Origin of the sequence: Breoghania sp. (assembly GCF_030066895.1) — a bacterium.
Classification (GTDB): domain Bacteria; phylum Pseudomonadota; class Alphaproteobacteria; order Rhizobiales; family Stappiaceae; genus Breoghania.
Genome location: NZ_JASJAV010000031.1, coordinates 1 through 19,042, shown reverse-complemented (window position 1 = coordinate 19,042; position 19,042 = coordinate 1). Strand labels below are relative to the sequence as shown.

The following is a 19,042-nucleotide window of genomic DNA, read 5'->3' as shown; positions in this document are numbered from 1 at the left end:
TCGAGGTTCGTTGATAGCCGGGGTCGGTCCCCGATCCCTCCGGTCCTCCGTGCATGCGCGCGACCGAATGATGAAAGACGATGGTCATGCGCATGACCATCGCCGGCATCGGCAAGATGAAAGCCGGGGCCGACAGGGAACTGTTCGAGCGCTATATGGAGCGTGCCCGCAAGGTGGGACGCGCCATGGGCCTGAACGGGCCTGATCTGGTGGAACTGTCGGAATCGCACGCTCAGCGTGCGGCCGACCGCAAACAGGCGGAGGCCGAAAGCCTTCTCGCCGCCTTGCCCGCCCCGCGTATCCTCGTCGCCCTCGACGAGGGCGGCCGCACGGTGCCTTCCAAGAAATTCGCCGAATGGATTGGCCGCTGGCGCGACGACGGCGCGTCCTGGCTCGTCTTCGCCATCGGTGGGGCCGATGGTCACGGCCGCGCGCTTCTCGAGCAGGCCGACATGACGCTCGCCTTCGGTCCGATGACCTGGCCGCACCAGCTCGTGCGCATCATGATGGCCGAGCAGATCTACCGCGCCATTTCCATCCTCTCCGGCCACCCCTATCACTGCGCCTGAGAGCCCGGTCGGTAACGGGGCGGTTTTCGCCGGACACGTTCTCGGTGTCGTGGAGAGGGGCAGGGCACTGGCGTCTCGCCAAGACGTTCTCATGCCTCTTGTGCACAATCTCTCGAGCGTCATCCCGGACGCCGCCGGGCTGCCGTCGTGCCATATGGTGCGCGCAGCGGAAGGGCTTACCCACGGTTGTACGAATCGCGCCGCGCCCGCTTATTGACGTAATCCGACGGTATCGGGAGCGAGATACGGATTCGATATGCTGCGGGCATCTTTCGGGATCGTCCGGCGAGATCTTATGGTTGACGGATCGTTAACGCTCCGCATGCGATCCGGGCCGCACGGGCGGCCCGTATTCGAAGGCAGCCGGATCCTATTGCGATCGGCTCGTGAGGTTTGCGCACGGATCAAAACGGAGGTGCGTGTGATCGCCGCACGAACAGTGCGATCGGCCAATGCAATGCGGACCAATGGGATGCGGGCCAGCCGGACGCGAAAAGGGGATGCGGGATTGCACGGCGCTTCGCGCTCCGTGTTGTGCGCGCTTCTTCTGGCGTTGGTCGGCACGGCGATCTGTGCGCCCTTCGTCCTGCCTGCCGGAGCGACGGAAACGCCGCAAGCCGATGAGAGCGATGCGAGTTCCGATCAGGGCGCTGATCTTTCCGCCCTCGATCCCGCAGCGCGCAAGCGCGAGCGCGAAGAAGAACTGGCGGCGCTGACCGAAGACATGACGCTGAGCAAGAACCGCCAGCGTGAACTGCAACATCAGATCGACACGATCGATCGCCACCGCGATGCGCTGAATGCGGATCTTCTCCGCACCGCCCAGCGCGTTCATTCGTTGGAAGAAGAATTGAGCGCCACGGAAGACCGGCTCCTGAGGTTGCACGAAAACGCCGACACGGTCCGTGCTTCGCTCCGCGATCGCTGCGGCGTGCTCTCGGAGGTGCTGGCGACGTTGGAGCGTATCGGCCGCCGTCCGCCACCGGCCCTTGCCGTGCGGCCGGAAGATGCGCTCGGCGCGGTGCGCTCCGCCATGCTTCTGAACGCGGTCATGTCCGGCATTCACGACGAGGCCGAGGCGCTCGCGGTCGACCTTGCCGAACTGAGCAAGCTGGAAAGCCGCATTGCGGGCGAACGCGACCGGCTGAAGAGCGATGGATCCCGCCTTGCGGAGGAAAAGACCCGCATCGAGCTTTTGTTGACGGCGAAGCGGGAAGAGGCTGACGAATCGCGCCAGAAGCTGGCCGCCGAATCCGAACGCGCTCAGAAACTGGCGGCCAAGGCGAGCTCGCTGAAGGGTCTGATCGCCTCGCTGGAAAAAGAGATCGAATCATCGCGCAAGGCGGCGGAGGCCGCTGCCAAGGCGGCGAAGGAGAATGCGGGCAAGGTCAAGCCTTCCGATCCCTTCGCCGATCCCGGCCGTCTTGCCCCGGCCATTGCCTTTGCCGATATCAAGGGCAAGCTTCATCTGCCGGTCGCAGGCGCAACCTTGCGCGCGTACGGTGAGGATGACAGCCTCGGCACGCCCGCCGAAGGCGTGTCGATAGCGACTCGAAACAATGCCCGTGTAACGTCGCCCTGCGACGGCTGGGTAGTCTATGCAGGATCGTTCCGCAGTTACGGCCAACTCTTGATCCTGAACGCCGGCGATGGATATCATATATTGCTCGCAGGCATGGACGAGATTGATGCGGAACTCGGTCAGTTCGTTTTGGCCGGAGAACCCGTCGGCTCGATGGGATCGACAGAACTCGCTAGTGCCGCCACGTTGGATCTCGGTTCGACGCGGCCGGTGCTCTATATTGAATTCCGAAAAGACGGCAGCTCAATCGACCCCTCGCCCTGGTGGGCTCGGCCGGAAGACGAAAAGGTTCGCGGATGATACGGAAAGCCTCGCTGATGCTTGTCGGCGCGCTGATGGGCGCGGCGGTGGTGATCACTCTCTCCCAAACGGAGTTTGTTGTCGGCTCCAAGGCTGAAGCGGCCGCGTCCGACACGTACAGACAGCTCAACCTGTTCGGAGATGTCTTTGAGCGGATCCGCTCCGACTATGTCGAGGTTCCCGACGATCACAAGCTGATCGAAGCGGCGATCAACGGCATGCTGTCATCACTTGATCCGCATTCTTCCTATATGTCGCCAAAGAGCTTCCGCGACATGCAGGTGCAGACCCGCGGCGAGTTCGGCGGCCTCGGCATCGAGATCATGATGGAAGACGAGCTGGTGAAGGTCGTCACCCCGATCGACGACACCCCGGCCTACCGCGCCGGTGTGCTGGCCGGCGACGTCATCACCGCGCTCGACGGCGAGTCCGTGCAGGGCCTGACGCTCAACGAAGCGGTGGAAAAGATGCGTGGTCCGATCAAGACCGACATCGTCCTCACCATCCGCCGCGAGGGTGCCGAGGATCCGGTCAAGGTCACCATCATCCGCGATATCATCCGCATCCGTTCCGTGCTCTGGCACGAGGAAAAGGATGTCGGCTATATCCGCATTACCCAGTTCAACGAACAGACCTTCGATGGGCTGAAGTCGGCGATCGACGAGATCGAGGAAAAGATCCCGGAAGACAAGCTCAAGGGCTTCGTCGTCGATCTGCGCAACAACCCCGGCGGTCTGCTCGATCAGGCGATCGCGGTGTCCGACACCTTCCTGGATCGCGGAGAGATCGTCTCCACGCGCGGCCTTAACGCCGACGAGAGCCAGCGTTACAACGCCCGCTCCGGCGACATGGCCCACGGCAAGCCGGTGATCGTGCTGGTCAATGGCGGGTCGGCGTCGGCCTCCGAAATCGTTGCCGGTGCGCTGCAAGATCATCGCCGCGCCACCATCGTCGGCACCCGGTCCTTCGGCAAGGGCTCGGTCCAGACCATCATCCCGCTTGGTCCCAACGGCGCCATCCGGCTGACCACGGCGCGCTACTACACGCCGTCGGGCACCTCCATCCAGGCCAAGGGCATCACGCCCGACATCGAGGTCCAGCAGGAGCTTCCCAACGAGCTGAAGGGCAAGCTGAAGGCACGCGGCGAAGCCTCTCTTCGCGGTCACTTGTCTTCTTCCGACGGGACCGAGAAGTCCGGCAGCCAGGCCTACGTGCCGCAAGACGCCTCGAAGGACAAGCAGCTGAACTTCGCTTACGACCTGCTGCGCGGCATCCAGGCCAACAAGGCCTTCCCGCCGGATCCCTCCGCGGGTGTGCCCAACTAAGCCGACAGGCGATCTGAAACAACAAAGGCCCGCATCGGACATCCGGTGCGGGCCTTTTTGTTTGGGGAAGAGGGGGATGTTGTTGATGCCCGAAGCCTCACATCTTCCTTCGCGGTCTTTCTCTCCATTCCAAGCGGTCGTCATACCCCGGCTTTGTCCGGGGGATCCAGCACTCTCCGCGCATTTCGCTGTTCGCTGGGCTGCCCGGACTGCGCCGGGCAATGACGGTGGAGGACGAGGTGCGAGCCGGCAAACGGGCGAGCACGAGCGCCGAAAACTCGCGACCAGGCCCCCTGATCCGCCTTACGGAAAACGTCGGATGGCCGGCGCCGTCATTCGGCTTATTCTCTTCCCGCGCACGGACGCGATACGTGGTCGGATTGTGCCTGACCTTCCCTCATCTTCCGATTGCGTTCGCTTAGAAAATGTTAACTATGTTTGCGGTAGACTCGCCCCATCGTGCGTCCGGGTAAGGCCGCCCGGTGCGATGGCGTAAATGGCAAGCGGCGGAATAAGGTTTATGGCCGGGGAGACGACCTGACAACCCCCTGGGCTTGGGCATTGGGAAACGGCATTTCCGTATTCCTCTCGGTCTGATCGGCATCGTGATCATCGCGGCTCTGATCGTGACCGTCGGTGTCTGGGTCGCGGTCGTCGATGATCCCTATGGCGGCGAGCCCTCCGCTGTCGTCGCTCTCAACAGACCTTCGTTCAGGGCGTTTCCGTGCGCGATATCACCGTGGTCGGGCTGCAACCCGGTCTGGCCAACGACGGGAAACCCGTGAGCCAGCCCGGTGCTGCGGGGACGACCCGCTCTCCCCGTTTCGAGCCCGTTCTGCCGCCGTCCGATGCCGGGCTGAAGTCCGTGGATGGGAATTCCCAGGCGCTCCCATCGAACCAGATCCTCGGATTTCCGAAGCTACCCGCTACGGCATTCTGCCCAAGATGGTCGATGACGGCGCGCGGGCGCTCGACTACTACGCCCGGCCCTTCGATACCAAAACCATCGGCGTCGCCCGTATCGCGATAGTCGTTGGCGGACTGGGGCTGAGCGAGGCCGGTACGAACCTGGCGCTCTCCAAGCTTCCCGCTGACGTGACGCTCGCCTTCGCGCCCTATGGCAACGATCTGAAGGACTGGCAGACCCGTGCCCGTCAGGACGGTCACGAACTGTTGCTGCAGGTGCCGCTGGAGCCCTTCGACTATCCCGACAACGACCCCGGTCCGCACACCCTGCTGGTCGATCAATCCCACCAGCAGAACATTGACCGGCTGCACTGGCTGATGGCGCGTATCACCAACTATGTCGGCGCCGTCAACGAGATGGGCGCCCACTTCACGGCATCCGCCGGAGCCCTCCAGCCGGTGCTGGAAGAAGTCGGTCACCGCGGGCTGATGTATATGGACGACGGATCCTCCTCGCGCTCGACCGCCGCCACGATCGCCAACACCACGAACACGCCGTTCCTGTGTGCCGATCTGCCGCTTGACCGCAATCCCTCGCGCGACGAGATCTATGTCCGGCTTCTGGAGCTGGAGGCGGTCGCTCGCACCAAGGGCTTCGCGGTGGGCTATGCCTCTACCTTGCGGGTCTCCATCGACCGGATCAGCGAATGGGCCAAGAGCCTGGAAAAACGCGGCCTGCAACTGGTGCCGCTCAGCGCCGGCGTTCGCTTCAACAACTCCTGAGTTTCGCGGCTGACGCCGCCTGGCGATCTGCTCCGAGTGAGCAGCCCATCCTTCGAGACGGCGCTGCGCGCCTCCTCAGGATGACGTTGTCGTATTGAAGATTTTATCGCGATATCCACTCGATAACGTCATCCTGAGGAGCCGTCGTGAGACGGCGTCTCGAAGAATGGGCGGCTTGCTCGAAAGCCCGTCCCGGATTCCCGTCGCGCCATCGAGAAATCCCCACACCGATGATTCAAACGGTTCCGAATATGCGCTAGGTTTCGCGCATCACACCGTTTGAGGATTCCTTTCGTGACCGATTTCCCTCCCGCCCATTATCGTCCCTGCGTCGGCATCATGCTGATCAATCCGGCCGGTCTCGTCTGGGTAGGCAAGCGCTACAAGGGCGGGCCGGAACACGTCGATGCAACCCATAGCTGGCAGATGCCGCAGGGCGGGATCGATGCCGGAGAGGACCCGCTTTCCGCCGCCCGCCGCGAGCTTTACGAGGAAACCTCAGTCCGCTCCGTCTCTCTCCTCGCCGAGGCCTCGGGCTGGCTTGTCTACGACCTGCCGGCCCAGGTTGCGCAAAAGAGCTGGAAGGGCCGCTACCAGGGCCAGGCGCAACACTGGTTCGCCTTCCGCTTCGAGGGCGACGAGGGCGAGATCGACGTCATCCGTCCGCCGGAAGGCAACAAGCCGGAATTTTCCGAATGGCGATGGGAGAGGGCGGCGAAGCTGCCGGAGCTGATCATTTCGTTCAAGCGTCGGGTCTATGAAGACGTCGTTTCCGCCTTCTCGCACCTGACCGCCTGAGCATTTTTGAAGGTCTCGAGAAAATCGAGAAATTCGAGAGACCTTAAACGCAAATGCGACGCGAATTTTAATGCGTTTCAAAAACGCCCCTGAGGCGGCCTGAAGGCGCCGTTGACACCCGTCAGCGCGTCGATGGACGCACCATGATCAGCGCCCAGAAATTGTCCACATGCCGTCGGGTCGGGTGGTACGGGCAATGCCCATCTCGGTCACGTACGAATTGAGCAGTTTCTTGTCATGGCCGGGCGAGCCCTGCCAGCCTTTGAAGGTGGCGTCGAAACTCTGATAGCCGTAGCCGAGATTTTCCGCCGCCGCATCGTGACGGATACCGTGTTCGGTGAGTCGCTTGAACAGGCCGTTCTTGCTGTGGAGCGGGGATTTCCGCTTGTCGCACCGGGCGATGTAATCGGCCATGTCCTGTGCCGCGACCTCGACTTCCGCCGACAGGGTGAGCGGCGGTAGCCTATGCTGCGCGCGGTAGCCGTTGATCGCGGCAAGGGTGGCCTGATCGTTCACGGGAACGCGGGTAAGCTCCGCTTTGTCGCCGAAATCCGTCAGCCCGCCCGCACAACCGGCCAGAAGGAAAACGAGCGCGAACACGGACAGGAGAGGGCGCATCGAAGGTCTCCGCAACGAGGGGGACGCTTTGGGCGTTTCTTGAACGTCGACAAGACGGCGAAATTCGGGTCGGCAAAAGTCAGGTCTTGGGCCCGGGAATATCGTGCTGCTAATCTTAGCGTCGGCGCCGTTAACGACGCGCTAACCATGATCGCTTCTGCCTTGTCGTTTTTCACTGTCCGCTAATGCTCTGCGTGCCAAGACGGGGCGCGGAAGAGGGCGGGTTTTGAGCGATGCAACGGTTCATTTTCATACTGGTGCTGATCATCGTCGCGGCGCTTGCCGGACCGACCGTGGTGCAATGGGGGGTCATCAGATCTCTCAAAAGCCGGAGCCGGTGAAGGCGAAGGTCGACCCCGTCTACCGTCCTGTCGGTCACGGCACTGTGGTGCTGGAAGCGGAGAAAACCGACCACTTCGCCGTCACCGCCCGCATCAACCGGCGACTGGTCGACGTCCTCGTCGACACCAGCGCAACGGCCGTTGCCCTTCCTTACGAAGAGGCGGTGCGCCTTGGCATGCGGCCGGGAAATTCCGAATTCACGATCGAGACGTCGGCCGCCAACGGCATCCAGAAAAGCGCACCCGTCACCTTGCGCGAAGTGCGCATCGACACGATCCGAGTCTACGATGTCCCCGCCCTCGTCGCTCCGCGGCATGAGCTTTCTACGCCAGCTCAAGCATGTGGAAATGCGCAACGGCGAACTGGTGATGCAGCAATAGGTGCGAGACGTCGCACGCGGCTTGCGGAACCAATCGGCCCCGGTATCGTTTCTCCTTGCGGGAACGGATGCCGCCTTCCTTTGGTCGCAGCGCCATCCTATACCGTTCGAATTCCGCATTGAGCGATTTCAGGAGCTTCCATGTTTCCCAAGCCGGCCGCCGCGTTGATGCCCAACACTTACGCCTACGAATCCTCGCCCATGGTCAAGGCAACCGGCTTTCGCGAATACGATGCGCGTTGGCTGTTTGAAAAGGAAATCAACCTCATGGGCGTTCAAGCCCTGGGGATGGGCCTTGGCACCTTGCTGCATGAAATGGGCGTGTGCCCCGAAATCGTCACAGGCCACGATTTTCGGTCCTATTCGGCCTCCATCAAGATGGTACTTGTCACCGGCCTGATGGCTGCGGGCGTCAAGGTGCACGACATTGGCCTCGCGACGACGCCAATGACCTACTTCGCCCAGTTCGCCCTCGACGTTCCCGCCGTCGCCATGGTCACCGCCTCGCACAATGACAATGACTGGACCGGTGTGAAGATGGGCGCTGCCCGCCCGCTAACCTTCGGCCCCGACGAAATGGGCCGACTGAAGGAAATCGTGCTTGAAGCCGCCTTCGATCTGAAGGGGGGCGGGGCCTATCAGTTCGTGGAGAACTTCCCCGATCGCTACATCGCCGATCTCACCGACCGGGCGAAACTGAAGCACCCGATCAAGGTGGTGGCGGCCTGCGGCAACGGTACTGCCGGCGCTTTCGCGGAACGGATCCTGAGCGCGATCGGCGCCGAGGTTGTGCCGCTCGATTGCGAGCTGGATCACTCCTTCCCGCGCTACAATCCGAACCCGGAAGACATGAAGATGCTGCACGCCATCGCCGAGACAGTGCGCGAAACGGGCGCTGCCGTCGGCCTCGGCTTTGACGGTGACGGCGACCGCTGCGGCATGGTCGACAATACGGGCGAGGAGATATTCGCCGACAAGGTCGGCGTCATGCTGGCGCGCGATATTTCCAAGCTCAATCCGGGCGTGCAATTCGTGGTCGACGTGAAGTCGACGGGCCTCTTCAATACTGATCCGGTGCTGATCAAAAACGGTGCGAAGACCGACTACTGGAAGACCGGCCATTCCTACATCAAGCGCCGGGTGAACGAGTTGAACGCCCTGGTCGGCTTCGAGAAATCCGGCCACTATTTCTTCAACGCCCCCATCGGGCGCGGCTATGACGACGGCTTCGTCTCCGCGCTTGCCATTCTCGATATGCTCGATCGCAACCCGGACAAGTCCATGGCGGATCTCAGGAACGATCTGCCGAAGACCTGGGGCTCGCCCACCATGTCGCCGCATTGCGACGACGAGAAGAAGTACGAGGTGGTGGACAAGGTCATCGCGCGCTTCACCGCGATGAAGGAGAAGGGCGAGAAGATCGACGGTCAGCCGATTGCCAACCTCATCACCGTCAACGGCATCCGCGTTGTGGCGGAGGACGGCACCTGGGGACTGGTGCGCGCGTCCTCCAACAAGCCGGAACTCGTAGTGGTGGTGGAAAGCCCCGTTTCCGAGGAGCGCATGCGCGCCATGTTCAAGACCGTGGACACGGTGCTGCGCGAGAACGGGGAAGTGGGCGCGTACAACCAGTCGATCTGAGGCTGGGGCGACGGGACCCGAGCCAATCGTGCTCGCGGCCGATCCCTCGAGACGAACCTTTGGGCCCCTTCAGTGTCCGGTCTGCAAATGGCATCGAGTAGCTCGCAATACTCTCCGCCCGTCATCCCGGCCCCATGGTCGAGATCTGGGCCGGGATCCATTCCGTGATCTATCGGCATGGAATGCGGCTGGATTGTTCATCGATATCTGCCCCTTGCCGCGCTGAAGCATCACGGCATGGATTGCCGGTCGGAGCCGGCAATGACGAGGGAATTGCTGCTGGAGTAACCCAGTACCATTCGCGGGCTAGACACAGAGGAAGGCCGAAGGCTCGTCTTGAGGGATCGACCACGGGCGCGATCTTTCACTTCCCTGCCTTCTGAAGAAACCGCTCTTCCACACCTCCATCGCCACATTCTGCGCATTTGCCGCTTGAATCCGTGCGGCTCATCGCCGACATATCGCTTATGCTTTATATCTGTTCCCTCTCCAAACTGCACGATACGGTCGAGCGCACCGGCGCGCGTCATCTGGTGACCCTGATCAACGAGGGGACCTCGGTGAACCGCCCGGCTTCAATCCGGCCTGAAGATCATCTCTTTCTTGGCTTCAACGATATCGTGGAGCCGATCGAGGGCATGATCCCTCCGGGCGAAATCCATGTGGAAGCGCTGCTCGGGTATGTCAGTGCGTGGGAGCGGCAGGACCCGCTGGTGATCCATTGTTTTGCGGGCATCTCGCGCTCCACCGCGGCGGCCTACATCACGGCCTGCGCGCTGAAACCGGAACGCGACGAGGCCGAGATCGCCGACGCCCTGCGCGCCGCTTCGCCGTCCGCCACGCCCAATGCCCGGCTGGTGATGTTCGCCGACCGTATCCTCGGCCGCGAGGGGCGGATGGTCTCCGCGATCCGCAATATCGGGCGCGGGCGTGATGCTTTCGAGGGGGAACCCTTCGAGCTGGCGCTGGACTAGGGACTTGCGCAAATCGCAGCATGATTTTCGTTGTGGCAAGGTTTTGCAGAAAATAGCCGCAACTCAACGTCTTGTTCCGATCCGGCAGACGTACTCGACGGTTCAAAATACCGCGCAAATCGACTAGAAAAGGCTCGCGCCCCGCGCCGGGGCGGGAACAAGGTACGGAGCGACACGCATGGACACGGCGGCACCCGCCATCGAGATCGGCCTCAATGCCGTGATCGTCGCCGTGACGCATCCGACCCCGCTGGTTCTCGCCATCGGCGGGAGCGGTCCGGATGTCCCGGAATCCCTGCCGTTCGGCCCTTTCGATCCCGTTCATCACCGCACCTTCGAGATCGGCCTGCGGGCCTGGGTGGAACAGCAGACCGCGCTCCGGCTCGGCTATGTGGAGCAGCTCTACACCTACGGCGATCGCGGTCGGCACACGCAGCCCGGCGATCAGGGGCCGCATGTCGTCTCCGTCGGCTATCTGGCGCTGGCACGGCAAAGCGCGGATTCCGAAGCCGCCCTTGTCCGGGCGCGGGCAAGCTGGCGGCCGTGGTACGACTATTTCCCCTGGGAAGATTGGCGCGAGAGACGTCCGGCCATGCTGGACGACGTGATCCTTCCCGCGCTCGATAACTGGGCGCAGGCCCCCCTGAATGAGGGCGACGCCGCCCGCGCGGCCCGCAGGCAGGACCGGTTGCGCCTGTCCTTCGGCGGCGACGGAAATCTGTGGGACGAGGAACGCGCGCTGGAACGCTACGAGCTGTGCTACGAGGTCGGGCTTCTGGCGGAAGCCGAACGCGACGGACGGCCGTTGGCGCCGGGACTGGAGACGCGCCCCTATATGGGCCGGGCCATGCAATACGATCACCGCCGTATCCTCGCGACCGCGATCACCCGCTTGCGGGGAAAACTGAAATACCGGCCGGTGATCTTCGAACTGATGCCGAAAGCCTTCACCCTGACTGAGCTTCAGCACACCGTGGAGGCGATTTCGGGCCGTCACCTGCACAAGCAGAATTTCCGCAGGCTGGTTGAGACGACGGAACTGGTGGAGCCGACCGGCGCCTCCACCTCGCGCACCGGTGGGCGTCCGGCCGCACTCTTCCGCTTCCGCCGTCAGGTGCTGCGCGAGCGTCCGTCTCCCGGTTTGCGGGTCGGAGTGCGGTAGGGTCTTCTTGCAATGGATCTGGGTGTCGGCCGTGGTTCATCGGGAGGCCCATCCTTCGAGACGGTCGCTGTCGCGACCTCCTCACGATGACATTGTATGTGTTGAGCGCATCTTCAAAACCAACACCGCGATAACATCACCCTGAGTGTCCGGCTCGTAAATGGTATCGAATTTCTCGCGACACTTTCCGCTCGTCATCCCGGCCTCCGAGCCGGGATTCATTCCGTGATCTATCGGTATGGAATGAGCTCAATTATTTCATCCATATCAACCCCTTACAGCGCTGAAGCATCACGGCATGGATTGCTGGTCGGAGCCGGCAATGACGAGGGAACTGTAGCTGGAATAACCCAGTACCATTTAAGAGCCGGACACTCAGAATGCCCAAAGGGCCGTCTCGAAGGATGGGCTCTACATTCGAACCCGCTCCCCCTACAAACCGCTCTGCACCTTGAAGTGGGTGTGCTCGTGCGAGTGGCCGTGCTCGTGGGTATGCACGGTCTTGTCCTCCGCTACCGGGATCAGCCCCAGCGAACCGTGCATCACGCCGCGTTCCAGAAACAGTGCTTCCGCGTAGGCCGTGACGTCGGCCATGCGGCCGCGCATCACCGCCACGTCGATCGATGTGGTGTGATCGAGCGGAACGGAGAGGGCGGCGACGGTCTGGTCGTGCCGGTCGAGACGGCCTTGCGGGATGCGGGTGGCGAGTTGGCGAACCGACTGGTCGATTGCGCAACTGACCACGCCGTAGCACGGAGCTTCGCTCGGCGCGTTGCGAACTGTGGCAAGCCCGCGTCGCACTAGATCCCGAATCGCTTCGGAGCGCCCCGAGACGCCCGTTGCCGTCATGTGCGCGTCGAGTTCGGCGGCAAGTCCGTCGTCGATAGTGATCGTTATGCGTTGCATGGTGCCTCCAATGGCGCCCAGTATAACCGCTTCCCATAACGGCAATATATTGAATTATTTGGCAAAATCCCTTCCCGGGGTTGAGCGGCGACGGAAAGTATAATTTTTTGCAGAAAATTTCATACCGACAGGAGTTCACATGCGCCGTTCTCTGATGTCCCTCGCCGTCTTTTCCTGCATCATAGGCTTTTCCACTCCTGCGTCGGCCCATTTTCAGGAAATCATTCCCTCTGCCGACGTTCTTGAGGACGGCGGCAGCGTTTCGCTCAATCTGATCTTCACCCATCCCTTCGAGGGCGCTCCGGTGATGCAGATGAAGAAGCCCGTCCGTCTCGGCGTGCTCGATCAGGGCAAGAACGTCGACCTCCTGCCGCGCATAGCCGAAAAGCCGGTGGACGGTAAAGAGGCCTGGACCGTGTCCTACGACCTTGCCGAGCCGGACGCGGCGATCTTCTATGTCGAGCCGCAGCCCTATTGGGAACCTGCGGAAGGCAGGTATATCGTCCACTATGCCAAGGTTGTGGTCGACAACTACGCCTTCGGCGAAGGCTGGGATGAACTGGTCGGCCTGCCGGTGGAAATCCAGCCGCTCACACGTCCCACAAGGTATCTGGACGGGCAACGTCTTTTCCGGCGTCCTTCTGAAGGACGGTAAGCCCGCGCCGTTTGCCGAGATCGAGGTCGAGTTCATCAATGACGGCTCGGTCAAGGCGCCGAACGATGCCTTCATCACGCAGGTCATCAAGGCCGATGCCAACGGCAGCTTCACCTACGCCATGCCGCGCGCCGGGTGGTGGGGCTTTGCCGCTCTGCTGGAAGGCGACAAGCCGATGACCTCGCCGGAAGGTAACAAGGTGCCGGTGGAAGAGGGCGCCCTGATCTGGGTCAAGACGACCGACATGGGTGGCAAGTAAGACTGGCCGTCAACTCCGGCTTCTCTGCGAAGCTCAATATCGGCACCGGGCGACAATCCGGTGCCGCTCGACATTTCGGGCCCCGGCCGGACCGGGGGCCCAAACGCCGGTCGCGCGGGGGCGCGAACCGGCAAGATGAAAGCAACAGGCCATGGCCCACATACCCGACGGTATCCTATCCGCCCCCGTTCTCATCGGAGGCGCCGTCATCGCAGTCGGCGGCGTGGGACTGGGCCTTCGTCGGCTCGATGATCGCACCCTGCCGCGCGCCGGCATTCTCGCCGCCGCGTTCTTTGCCGGATCCCTCATCGTGGTGCCGGTCGGCCCCTCCAGCGTGCATCTGCTGCTGTCAGGGCTGATGGGCATCCTGCTCGGTTTCGCCACCTTTCCGGCCCTCGCTGTGGCGTTGTTGTTGCAGGCATTTCTGTTCGGTTTCGGCGGATTGACCTCACTCGACGTCAACATCGTCGATATGGCCTTGCCCGGTGTCGTGCTGGCGATGATCTTCGGCCCGACCATCCGCAACACCACGTCGCAACAGGTGCGCATGGGGCTTTCGGCATTGGTCGGTGCGCTGGCGGTACTGGGAACCGACGGGTGCGTCGCGCTGGCGTTGACGCTGTCTTCACCCGATTTATACCCCCGTCGCCAGCGTGCTGCTTGCGACCTACATTCCGCTCGCCATCGCGGAAGCCTTCATCACCGCCGTGGTGGTTGGTTTCCTCGCCCGCGTTTCCCCAGCTTCTCTGAAGCCTGCCCTGTCATGATCCGCTCCGTTCTTCTTTCGCTTGCAATGGCCCTTGCCCTTGCGTTCGGACTTGCCGGTCCCGCCGCCGCCCACAAGCTCAAGGTCTTCGCGACCGTCGAGGGCGATGCCATGACGGGCTATGCCTTCTTCATCGGCGGCGGTCGCGCCATGGGCACGCCGTGGGTGGCCAAGGATGCCGCCGGCAAGGTCATCGCGTCAGGCAAGACGGCGCGAGGGCCGCTTCCGCCTCGTGCCACCCGAGTCCGTCACCTCCGACATCACGGTCACAGTCGATACGCACGAGGGCCACATAGCCTCCGGTACGGTCAGGGCGGATCGCTTCGGCGCGCTGGCGCTCTCCGAGGAAACCGCAACACTGAGCGCCCCCGCATCGGCTCCCGCGAAAGTCCCGGCCGCTTCCGGCGACAACGAGAAGGAAAGTGCAGGATCTTCTGCCGGACTTTCCGACAAGCAGATCGCCCTTCTGGTGGAGGCCGCGGTTCAGCGGCAGGTCGAACCGCTTCTGGAGCGGATCGAGCAAATGGATGAGCGCTTGCGCTTCACGGACATCCTGTCGGGCGTCTTTTTCATCATCGGACTTGTCGGGATCGGGCTATGGGCGCGCGGCGGCACTGATCGTCCCTCAGGACCTGCGCTTGCGCCTTGTGACGGCCTTCGCGGTCGTGGCCGCGCTGTCGCAGTTGCATGACCTCACCGTTGCGGTCTTCGTGCTTCTCGCTGTCGCGCTCGTCACGCTTGCTGCTGGGATCGAACGGCGTCTGCTGCGGTGTTTGCTGCATGTGGAAGGGTTCGTGCTGCTGCTGATCACCCTTCCCTTCGTGGTGGAGGGGAGGCCGGTTCTCACATACGGGCCGTTGGCGGCGAGCGCGGAAGGCATCGCGCGGGCGGCGCTCGTTGCCTGCAAGGTGTCGGTGGCCGCCCTGATCCTGATGCTCTTTCTCGGCGCGGTGGAGGTGAACCGGCTGGGCGCGGCCCTCCAGTCGTTGCGCGTTCCCGAGACGATCGTGCGCCTGCTGGTCATGATGGTGCGCTACCTGTCGCTGATCCGCGAGGAGGCGCACCGCCTGCGCGAATTCATGCGCGCCCGCGCCTTCCATCCCCGCTCCAACCGCCATACCTGGCGCAGCTACGGCTATCTCATCGGCATGCTTCTGGTGCGTGCGCTGGAACGCGCCGACCGGGTGGAGGAGGCGATGCGCTGTCGCCGCGCTGCTAGGGGATCGTTTATGAACGATCCCATCGTATTGGATGCCGTTACGGTCACCCGCGACGGCAACGCTGTCCTGAAGTCCGTGTCCATGAGCTTGTCGGCCGGTGAAAGGCTTGCGATCGTCGGTCTGGAAACGGCTGAGGCGGGCGAGGTCCGGCTCTTCGACGAGATCTGTGTATCGGAAAACAGTTCCGTACCCACCGTCCGCGCATCGGCTTACTGTTTCAGGACAGCGACGACCAGATCTTCTGTCCGACGGTGATCGAGGATGTTTCCTTCGGTCCTCTGAATATCGGCCACACGCCGAAGGAGGCGGAGGAGATCGCGCAAGCCGCGCTCGAAGGCTTCGGCATCGCGCATCTGGCGCAGCGCATTAGCCACAAGCTGTCGGGTGGTGAAAAGCGGCTCGTGTGCCTTGCCGGACTGTTCGCCATGTCGCCGGACGTGCTGCTGCTCGACGAGCCCTCCAACGGCATCGATCGGGCCCAACGGCGAACGCCTGCGCGATGCGTTGACGCGTTTCACCGGAGCGATGGTGCTGGTTTCCCATGACAGCGACTTCGTGGCCGAACTGGCGAGCCGGGCGCTGATCCTGGAGGATGGGCAGCTTGAACCGGCGAAGATCCATACCCACCCCCATACGCATGCCCACGCGCACGTCCACCGCGACGGGGACTGAAGCGACGCCAAGAGGCGCGGCATTCAGAGCCATGCTTATGGGAGGCATCCGCGTTCGACGGATTATCCCGCGCACGCGTCCGTCTATCCTGTCGCCAGATATGATCTGCCGCGATTTTGGCACGGTGGAGCGCGGCAGCGGCGACCTTAAGGGGAAGTGCGGAGAGGCGTAGACGCAATGGACGCTTCCGGCACTGTCCATATAGTGGCGAGAGTCCGTTCATGAGTTTCGACGCGCAAATTAAGGCCCCGCATATGCTCAGGGAAAATATCCACGATCTGATCGCCCTGGCCGAGGAAAGCAGCTTTACGCGCGCGGCCGCGCGGCTGAACGTGTCGCAATCCGCATTGAGCCATACCATCAAGGGGTTGGAGGAACGGCTCGGCCTGCGGCTTCTGACCCGCACCACCCGATCCGTCACCTCCACGCAGGAGGGCGAGGATCTGCTGGCGACGCTCAATCCGTGTTTCGAGATGATCGAAGCGCGCCTGCAGGCCCTCAACGATCACCGCACCCAGCGCACCGGCACGGTGCGCTGGGTGCGGTCGAATATGCGATCGAGTCACTGCTCTGGCCGAAGCTTGCCCCGGTCCTGAAGGGACTATCCGGCGGTCAATGTCGAGTTCGTGATGAACTACGGATACACCTATCTGGCCGCCGCGCGCTGCGATGCGGGCGTGCGCTATTCCGATCAGGTGAGCGAGGGCATGATCTCCGTGCGCATCGGCCCGGACGAGCGCATGGTTTGTGTCGGCGCGCCGGACTATTTCGCGCAACACGGTATCCCTGAGACACCGCAGTCCTTGAGCGAGCACACTTGCATCAACCTGCGCCTGTCGACCCACGGTGTCCTCTATGCCTGGGAATTCGAGGACGAGAACGGGCAGGAAATCCGGGTCAAGGTGTAGAGGCAGGTCTGTTTCAACACGGTCAATCCGGTGCTGCGCGCTGCACGCGAGGGCTATGGCCTCGCGCTCGTGCCCGAGCGTCTGGCCGCCGGTCGCCTGAAATCCTGCCTGGAAGCCTATTCCTCCTATTTCCCCGGCTTCCATCTCTATTATCCCAGCATTATCCCAGCCGGTTACGGCCTTCTTCCGCATTTCAGCTTGTGCTGGACGTTCTGCGCGAGCACGGATGATCGGCCGGGCTTGGTCGGTTTTATTGAGCAATTGCACCCGGATCCGGGGTTCATGAGCTGAAGTCATGAGTAGTGTGGGCAATAAGGCTATTCAGATTGCCGCCCGCAACGTCCAGATCATCTTATCGCGAAGTTCGATGAGCCGGGACGAAGCCTCCTGGTTTCTCTCCGCGTAACCGCGGCACGCTCGTCGGCGTATTCGTCCGCCGACCGGCCCGACGATTCGCCATTGAGTTATCGATTTGAGAAATTGTGCGTCCCGACGTGCAAGGCCCTGGATGGGCAAGGTGCGGCAAGCGCAAGGAAAGGAAGATCATTCGTTCAGGATCCACCCCCTCGGCCAAGGGCCCGGGCGACTGGTTCACCGGCACGGTGCGCATCGATCCGCTTGTGGCCGCCGAAGAGCCCGGTCGTGCCAGCGCCGGTCACGTCACCTTCGAGCCGGGCGCACGCACCGCGTGGCACACCAATCCCACCGGTCAGATGCTGATTGTCACCTTCAGTCGCGGCCGCGTTCAGCGCGAAGGTGGCCCGGTGGAAGAGATTTCCCAGGGCGACTGCGTCTGGTTCCCGGCCGGTGAAAAGCACTGGCACGGAGCCTCGCCCGATACGGTGATGAGCCACATCGCCATTCAGGAAAGCATCAATGGCAGCCCCGTTACCTGGATGGAGCATGTTTCCGACGAAGACTACAACGGCTGAACCAAAACCGCCGGGCCCAGCAAGGGCCCGGCGGTTTTGGTTCGATCCGTCGAAGGATGGGCCGCGCCGTCGAAACGGGCAAATGTCTTCATCTGCCCGCAACGATCGGGTTCCGTCAGCTCCGCTTGTCGGGGCCGGTCTTTGCGTCTTTCATCGCTTCCTTGATGAAGGCGATCGAGGCTTCCAGCTTCTTCGCTTCCCACTCGTTCAACTTGACCGGGATCTGCTTCAGGATGCCTTCGCGCCCGATGACGCACGGCATGGAGAAGGCAACGTCGCCGTCATGCCCGTACTGGCCGCGAAGCGTCGTGCAGGCGGGACAGACGCTGCGCTCGTCCAGCAGGACGGTCTTGGCCATCGTCACCGCGGACTGGGCGACGCCGGCATTGGTCCAGCCCTTGCCGTTGAAGACTTCATAGGCGGCGCTGATGATCTTGGACTTGACTGTCTCCGGATCGCGGATGTCTTGCGAGGCCTCGAAATAATCGTCGAGTTCGTCGAAGGGAACGTCGACAATGTTGACGTGGCTCAGGACGGGGAAGGCGGTGCTGCCGTGTTCGCCCATCATGTAGCCGGTAACGGATTTCGGATCGACATTGTAGGTGTCGGCGATCAGGCGGCGCAGATGGGCGGAATCGAGCATCGTGCCCGTGCCGAAGACGCGGCCCTTGGGATAGCCGAACTCGTTCTCCGCGATATAGACCATCGTGTCGAGCGGGTTGGTGATCAGGATGACGATCGCATCCTTGGTGTATTTGGTGATCCCCGACATGACCTCGCGAATGACTTCGTCAGCAAGGTGCGGTCCGGCTCGCCTTTCGGGTCAGTGGGATCGGGGATTACGCTCGGCCCGGCCGCGACGATGATCACGTCGGCATCGGCGCACTGTTCGTATCCGTCGTCGGTGACGTCGACATTGTTCATGTAGGTCAAAGCGGTTGCCTGTGCCTGATCGAGCGCCTCACCGAAGGCGACGTCCTTCAGGATGTCGGTGACCCCGATTTCGGCAAAAAGGCCGATCTTCATGGCGCCCGCCAGGACGTAGGAACCCACATGTCCGGCGTCGACGACAACCAGTTTGTTCTTGTTCATAGTCTTCTCTTTGTTCGCTCGATAAGGCGTCGCAACCAGGCGGCGCGCCGGGCTATCTTACAAGAGTCGTCAGACCATGCCATCTCCCGCTGCGGGCCTCGTTTTGGGCTGAGCTTCGAAAAGCGGACGACAGAGCTTCAGAAACTTTCATCAGGAAGGAAACTCCCCGAACGCCGGTCGGGAACGTCAGTCCTCTGTTGATCGAAAAAACGTGTGCGATGTGCGAAGTGTTAGAGCGAATGCAAGTTCAGAA

The 19,042-nt window shown here is 62.4% G+C and carries 18 protein-coding genes and 4 pseudogenes; 18 read left to right on the top strand and 4 right to left on the bottom strand.

The genetic code is table 11. The features are described from left to right. The first annotated feature begins 92 nt into the window (after window positions 1-92). The 6 genes from rlmH to QNJ43_RS23760 all read left to right on the top strand — a co-directional run bounded on the left by rlmH (window position 93) and on the right by QNJ43_RS23760 (window position 6,263). Window positions 93-569 (top strand): 23S rRNA (pseudouridine(1915)-N(3))-methyltransferase RlmH, encoded by a 477-nt coding sequence (gene rlmH / locus QNJ43_RS23785; RefSeq protein WP_346433107.1) that lies wholly within the window; start codon window positions 93-95, stop codon window positions 567-569. Between the two features lie 508 nt (window positions 570-1,077). Then, the gene (locus QNJ43_RS23780; protein ID WP_300473869.1) at window positions 1,078-2,451 is read left to right on the top strand and encodes a peptidoglycan DD-metalloendopeptidase family protein; all 1,374 of its coding nucleotides are present in this window, start codon (window positions 1,078-1,080) and stop codon (window positions 2,449-2,451) included. Beyond that, window positions 2,448-3,776: a S41 family peptidase gene (locus QNJ43_RS23775; RefSeq protein WP_300473866.1), complete on the top strand. Its 1,329-nt coding sequence runs from the start codon at window positions 2,448-2,450 to the stop codon at window positions 3,774-3,776. Before QNJ43_RS23780 ends, QNJ43_RS23775 begins: the two co-directional genes overlap by 4 nt. 554 nt (window positions 3,777-4,330) lie before the next feature. Next, window positions 4,331-4,561 (top strand): hypothetical protein, encoded by a 231-nt coding sequence (locus QNJ43_RS23770; protein ID WP_300473864.1) that lies wholly within the window; start codon window positions 4,331-4,333, stop codon window positions 4,559-4,561. A gap of 160 nt (window positions 4,562-4,721) precedes the next feature. Further along, window positions 4,722-5,465 carry a divergent polysaccharide deacetylase family protein gene (locus QNJ43_RS23765; RefSeq protein ID WP_300473862.1) on the top strand — a complete coding sequence of 248 codons (744 nt, stop codon included), beginning with the start codon at window positions 4,722-4,724 and terminating at the stop codon, window positions 5,463-5,465. A 294-nt stretch (window positions 5,466-5,759) separates the two neighbouring features. Then, window positions 5,760-6,263, top strand: a complete 504-nt coding sequence (locus QNJ43_RS23760; RefSeq protein ID WP_300473860.1) for an RNA pyrophosphohydrolase — start codon at window positions 5,760-5,762, stop codon at window positions 6,261-6,263. Between the two features lie 147 nt (window positions 6,264-6,410). Here the strand turns inward: QNJ43_RS23760 and QNJ43_RS23755 are convergent, their stop codons facing one another. Then, window positions 6,411-6,881, bottom strand: coding sequence for a CAP domain-containing protein (locus QNJ43_RS23755; RefSeq protein ID WP_300473857.1), 471 nt, complete (start codon window positions 6,879-6,881; stop codon window positions 6,411-6,413). Window positions 6,882-7,182: 301 nt separating this feature from the next. On the opposite strand from QNJ43_RS23755, the gene QNJ43_RS23750 reads away from it, so the two are divergent. The 4 genes from QNJ43_RS23750 (at window position 7,183) to QNJ43_RS23735 (ending at window position 11,379) form a co-directional block, all read left to right on the top strand. After that, entirely contained in the window at window positions 7,183-7,725 is a 543-nt protein-coding gene (locus QNJ43_RS23750; protein ID WP_300473855.1) for a TIGR02281 family clan AA aspartic protease, read from the top strand. An 18-nt stretch (window positions 7,726-7,743) separates the two neighbouring features. Next, window positions 7,744-9,243 (top strand): phosphomannomutase/phosphoglucomutase, encoded by a 1,500-nt coding sequence (locus QNJ43_RS23745; protein WP_300473852.1) that lies wholly within the window; start codon window positions 7,744-7,746, stop codon window positions 9,241-9,243. Window positions 9,244-9,710: 467 nt separating this feature from the next. Further along, window positions 9,711-10,217 carry a tyrosine phosphatase family protein gene (locus QNJ43_RS23740; RefSeq protein ID WP_300473850.1) on the top strand — a complete coding sequence of 169 codons (507 nt, stop codon included), beginning with the start codon at window positions 9,711-9,713 and terminating at the stop codon, window positions 10,215-10,217. A 178-nt stretch (window positions 10,218-10,395) separates the two neighbouring features. Then, the gene (locus tag QNJ43_RS23735; protein ID WP_300473848.1) at window positions 10,396-11,379 is read left to right on the top strand and encodes an NAD regulator; all 984 of its coding nucleotides are present in this window, start codon (window positions 10,396-10,398) and stop codon (window positions 11,377-11,379) included. Window positions 11,380-11,811: 432 nt separating this feature from the next. Here QNJ43_RS23735 and nikR read toward each other — a convergent pair whose 3' ends face one another. Then, window positions 11,812-12,285 (bottom strand): nickel-responsive transcriptional regulator NikR, encoded by a 474-nt coding sequence (gene nikR, locus QNJ43_RS23730; RefSeq protein ID WP_300473845.1) that lies wholly within the window; start codon window positions 12,283-12,285, stop codon window positions 11,812-11,814. A gap of 154 nt (window positions 12,286-12,439) precedes the next feature. On the opposite strand from nikR, the pseudogene QNJ43_RS23725 reads away from it, so the two are divergent. From QNJ43_RS23725 to QNJ43_RS23695, 8 genes and pseudogenes are all read left to right on the top strand, one after another. Next, window positions 12,440-13,199, top strand: a pseudogene (locus QNJ43_RS23725) (DUF4198 domain-containing protein). Window positions 13,200-13,350: 151 nt separating this feature from the next. Continuing rightward, a pseudogene (gene cbiM / locus QNJ43_RS27675) lies at window positions 13,351-13,966 on the top strand (cobalt transporter CbiM). Continuing rightward, window positions 13,888-14,496, top strand: a pseudogene (locus tag QNJ43_RS27670) (hypothetical protein); the annotation flags it as partial. The pseudogenes cbiM and QNJ43_RS27670, both read left to right, overlap by 79 nt. A 116-nt stretch (window positions 14,497-14,612) precedes the next feature. Further along, window positions 14,613-15,440 carry a cobalt ECF transporter T component CbiQ gene (gene cbiQ, locus QNJ43_RS23715; protein ID WP_300473992.1) on the top strand — a complete coding sequence of 276 codons (828 nt, stop codon included), beginning with the start codon at window positions 14,613-14,615 and terminating at the stop codon, window positions 15,438-15,440. Further along, complete coding sequence (locus QNJ43_RS23710) at window positions 15,350-15,730, top strand: ABC transporter ATP-binding protein (protein WP_346433109.1); 381 nt, start codon at window positions 15,350-15,352, stop codon at window positions 15,728-15,730. Before cbiQ ends, QNJ43_RS23710 begins: the two co-directional genes overlap by 91 nt. After that, the gene (locus tag QNJ43_RS23705) at window positions 15,711-15,857 is read left to right on the top strand and encodes a hypothetical protein (RefSeq protein WP_300473841.1); all 147 of its coding nucleotides are present in this window, start codon (window positions 15,711-15,713) and stop codon (window positions 15,855-15,857) included. Before QNJ43_RS23710 ends, QNJ43_RS23705 begins: the two co-directional genes overlap by 20 nt. 254 nt (window positions 15,858-16,111) lie before the next feature. After that, window positions 16,112-16,995: pseudogene (locus tag QNJ43_RS23700) on the top strand (LysR family transcriptional regulator). A gap of 252 nt (window positions 16,996-17,247) precedes the next feature. Further along, a complete protein-coding gene (locus tag QNJ43_RS23695) occupies window positions 17,248-17,697 on the top strand; it encodes a cupin domain-containing protein (protein ID WP_300473838.1) in 450 nt (149 codons plus the stop codon). A 115-nt stretch (window positions 17,698-17,812) separates the two neighbouring features. Here the strand turns inward: QNJ43_RS23695 and QNJ43_RS23690 are convergent, their stop codons facing one another. Further along, entirely contained in the window at window positions 17,813-18,469 is a 657-nt protein-coding gene (locus QNJ43_RS23690) for a hypothetical protein (protein WP_300473836.1), read from the bottom strand. Next, window positions 18,424-18,789, bottom strand: coding sequence for a hypothetical protein (locus QNJ43_RS23685; RefSeq protein WP_300473833.1), 366 nt, complete (start codon window positions 18,787-18,789; stop codon window positions 18,424-18,426). The genes QNJ43_RS23690 and QNJ43_RS23685 overlap by 46 nt, the downstream gene beginning before the upstream one ends. Window positions 18,790-19,042 lie beyond the last annotated feature (253 nt).

What these genes read in the sequence shown, in the direction of transcription:
- rlmH (WP_346433107.1), top strand. Translation starts at nt 93, where the DNA reads ATGACCATCGCCGGCATCGGCAAGATGAAAGCCGGGGCCGACAGGGAA.
- QNJ43_RS23775 (WP_300473866.1), top strand. Translation starts at nt 2,448, where the DNA reads ATGATACGGAAAGCCTCGCTGATGCTTGTCGGCGCGCTGATGGGCGCG.
- QNJ43_RS23765 (WP_300473862.1), top strand. Translation starts at nt 4,722, where the DNA reads ATGGTCGATGACGGCGCGCGGGCGCTCGACTACTACGCCCGGCCCTTC.
- QNJ43_RS23755 (WP_300473857.1), bottom strand. Translation starts at nt 6,881, where the DNA reads ATGCGCCCTCTCCTGTCCGTGTTCGCGCTCGTTTTCCTTCTGGCCGGT.
- QNJ43_RS23750 (WP_300473855.1), top strand. Translation starts at nt 7,183, where the DNA reads ATGGGGGGTCATCAGATCTCTCAAAAGCCGGAGCCGGTGAAGGCGAAG.
- QNJ43_RS23745 (WP_300473852.1), top strand. Translation starts at nt 7,744, where the DNA reads ATGTTTCCCAAGCCGGCCGCCGCGTTGATGCCCAACACTTACGCCTAC.
- QNJ43_RS23740 (WP_300473850.1), top strand. Translation starts at nt 9,711, where the DNA reads ATGCTTTATATCTGTTCCCTCTCCAAACTGCACGATACGGTCGAGCGC.
- QNJ43_RS23735 (WP_300473848.1), top strand. Translation starts at nt 10,396, where the DNA reads ATGGACACGGCGGCACCCGCCATCGAGATCGGCCTCAATGCCGTGATC.
- nikR (WP_300473845.1), bottom strand. Translation starts at nt 12,285, where the DNA reads ATGCAACGCATAACGATCACTATCGACGACGGACTTGCCGCCGAACTC.
- QNJ43_RS23705 (WP_300473841.1), top strand. Translation starts at nt 15,711, where the DNA reads ATGGTGCTGGTTTCCCATGACAGCGACTTCGTGGCCGAACTGGCGAGC.
- QNJ43_RS23690 (WP_300473836.1), bottom strand. Translation starts at nt 18,469, where the DNA reads ATGTCGGGGATCACCAAATACACCAAGGATGCGATCGTCATCCTGATC.
- QNJ43_RS23685 (WP_300473833.1), bottom strand. Translation starts at nt 18,789, where the DNA reads ATGAACAAGAACAAACTGGTTGTCGTCGACGCCGGACATGTGGGTTCC.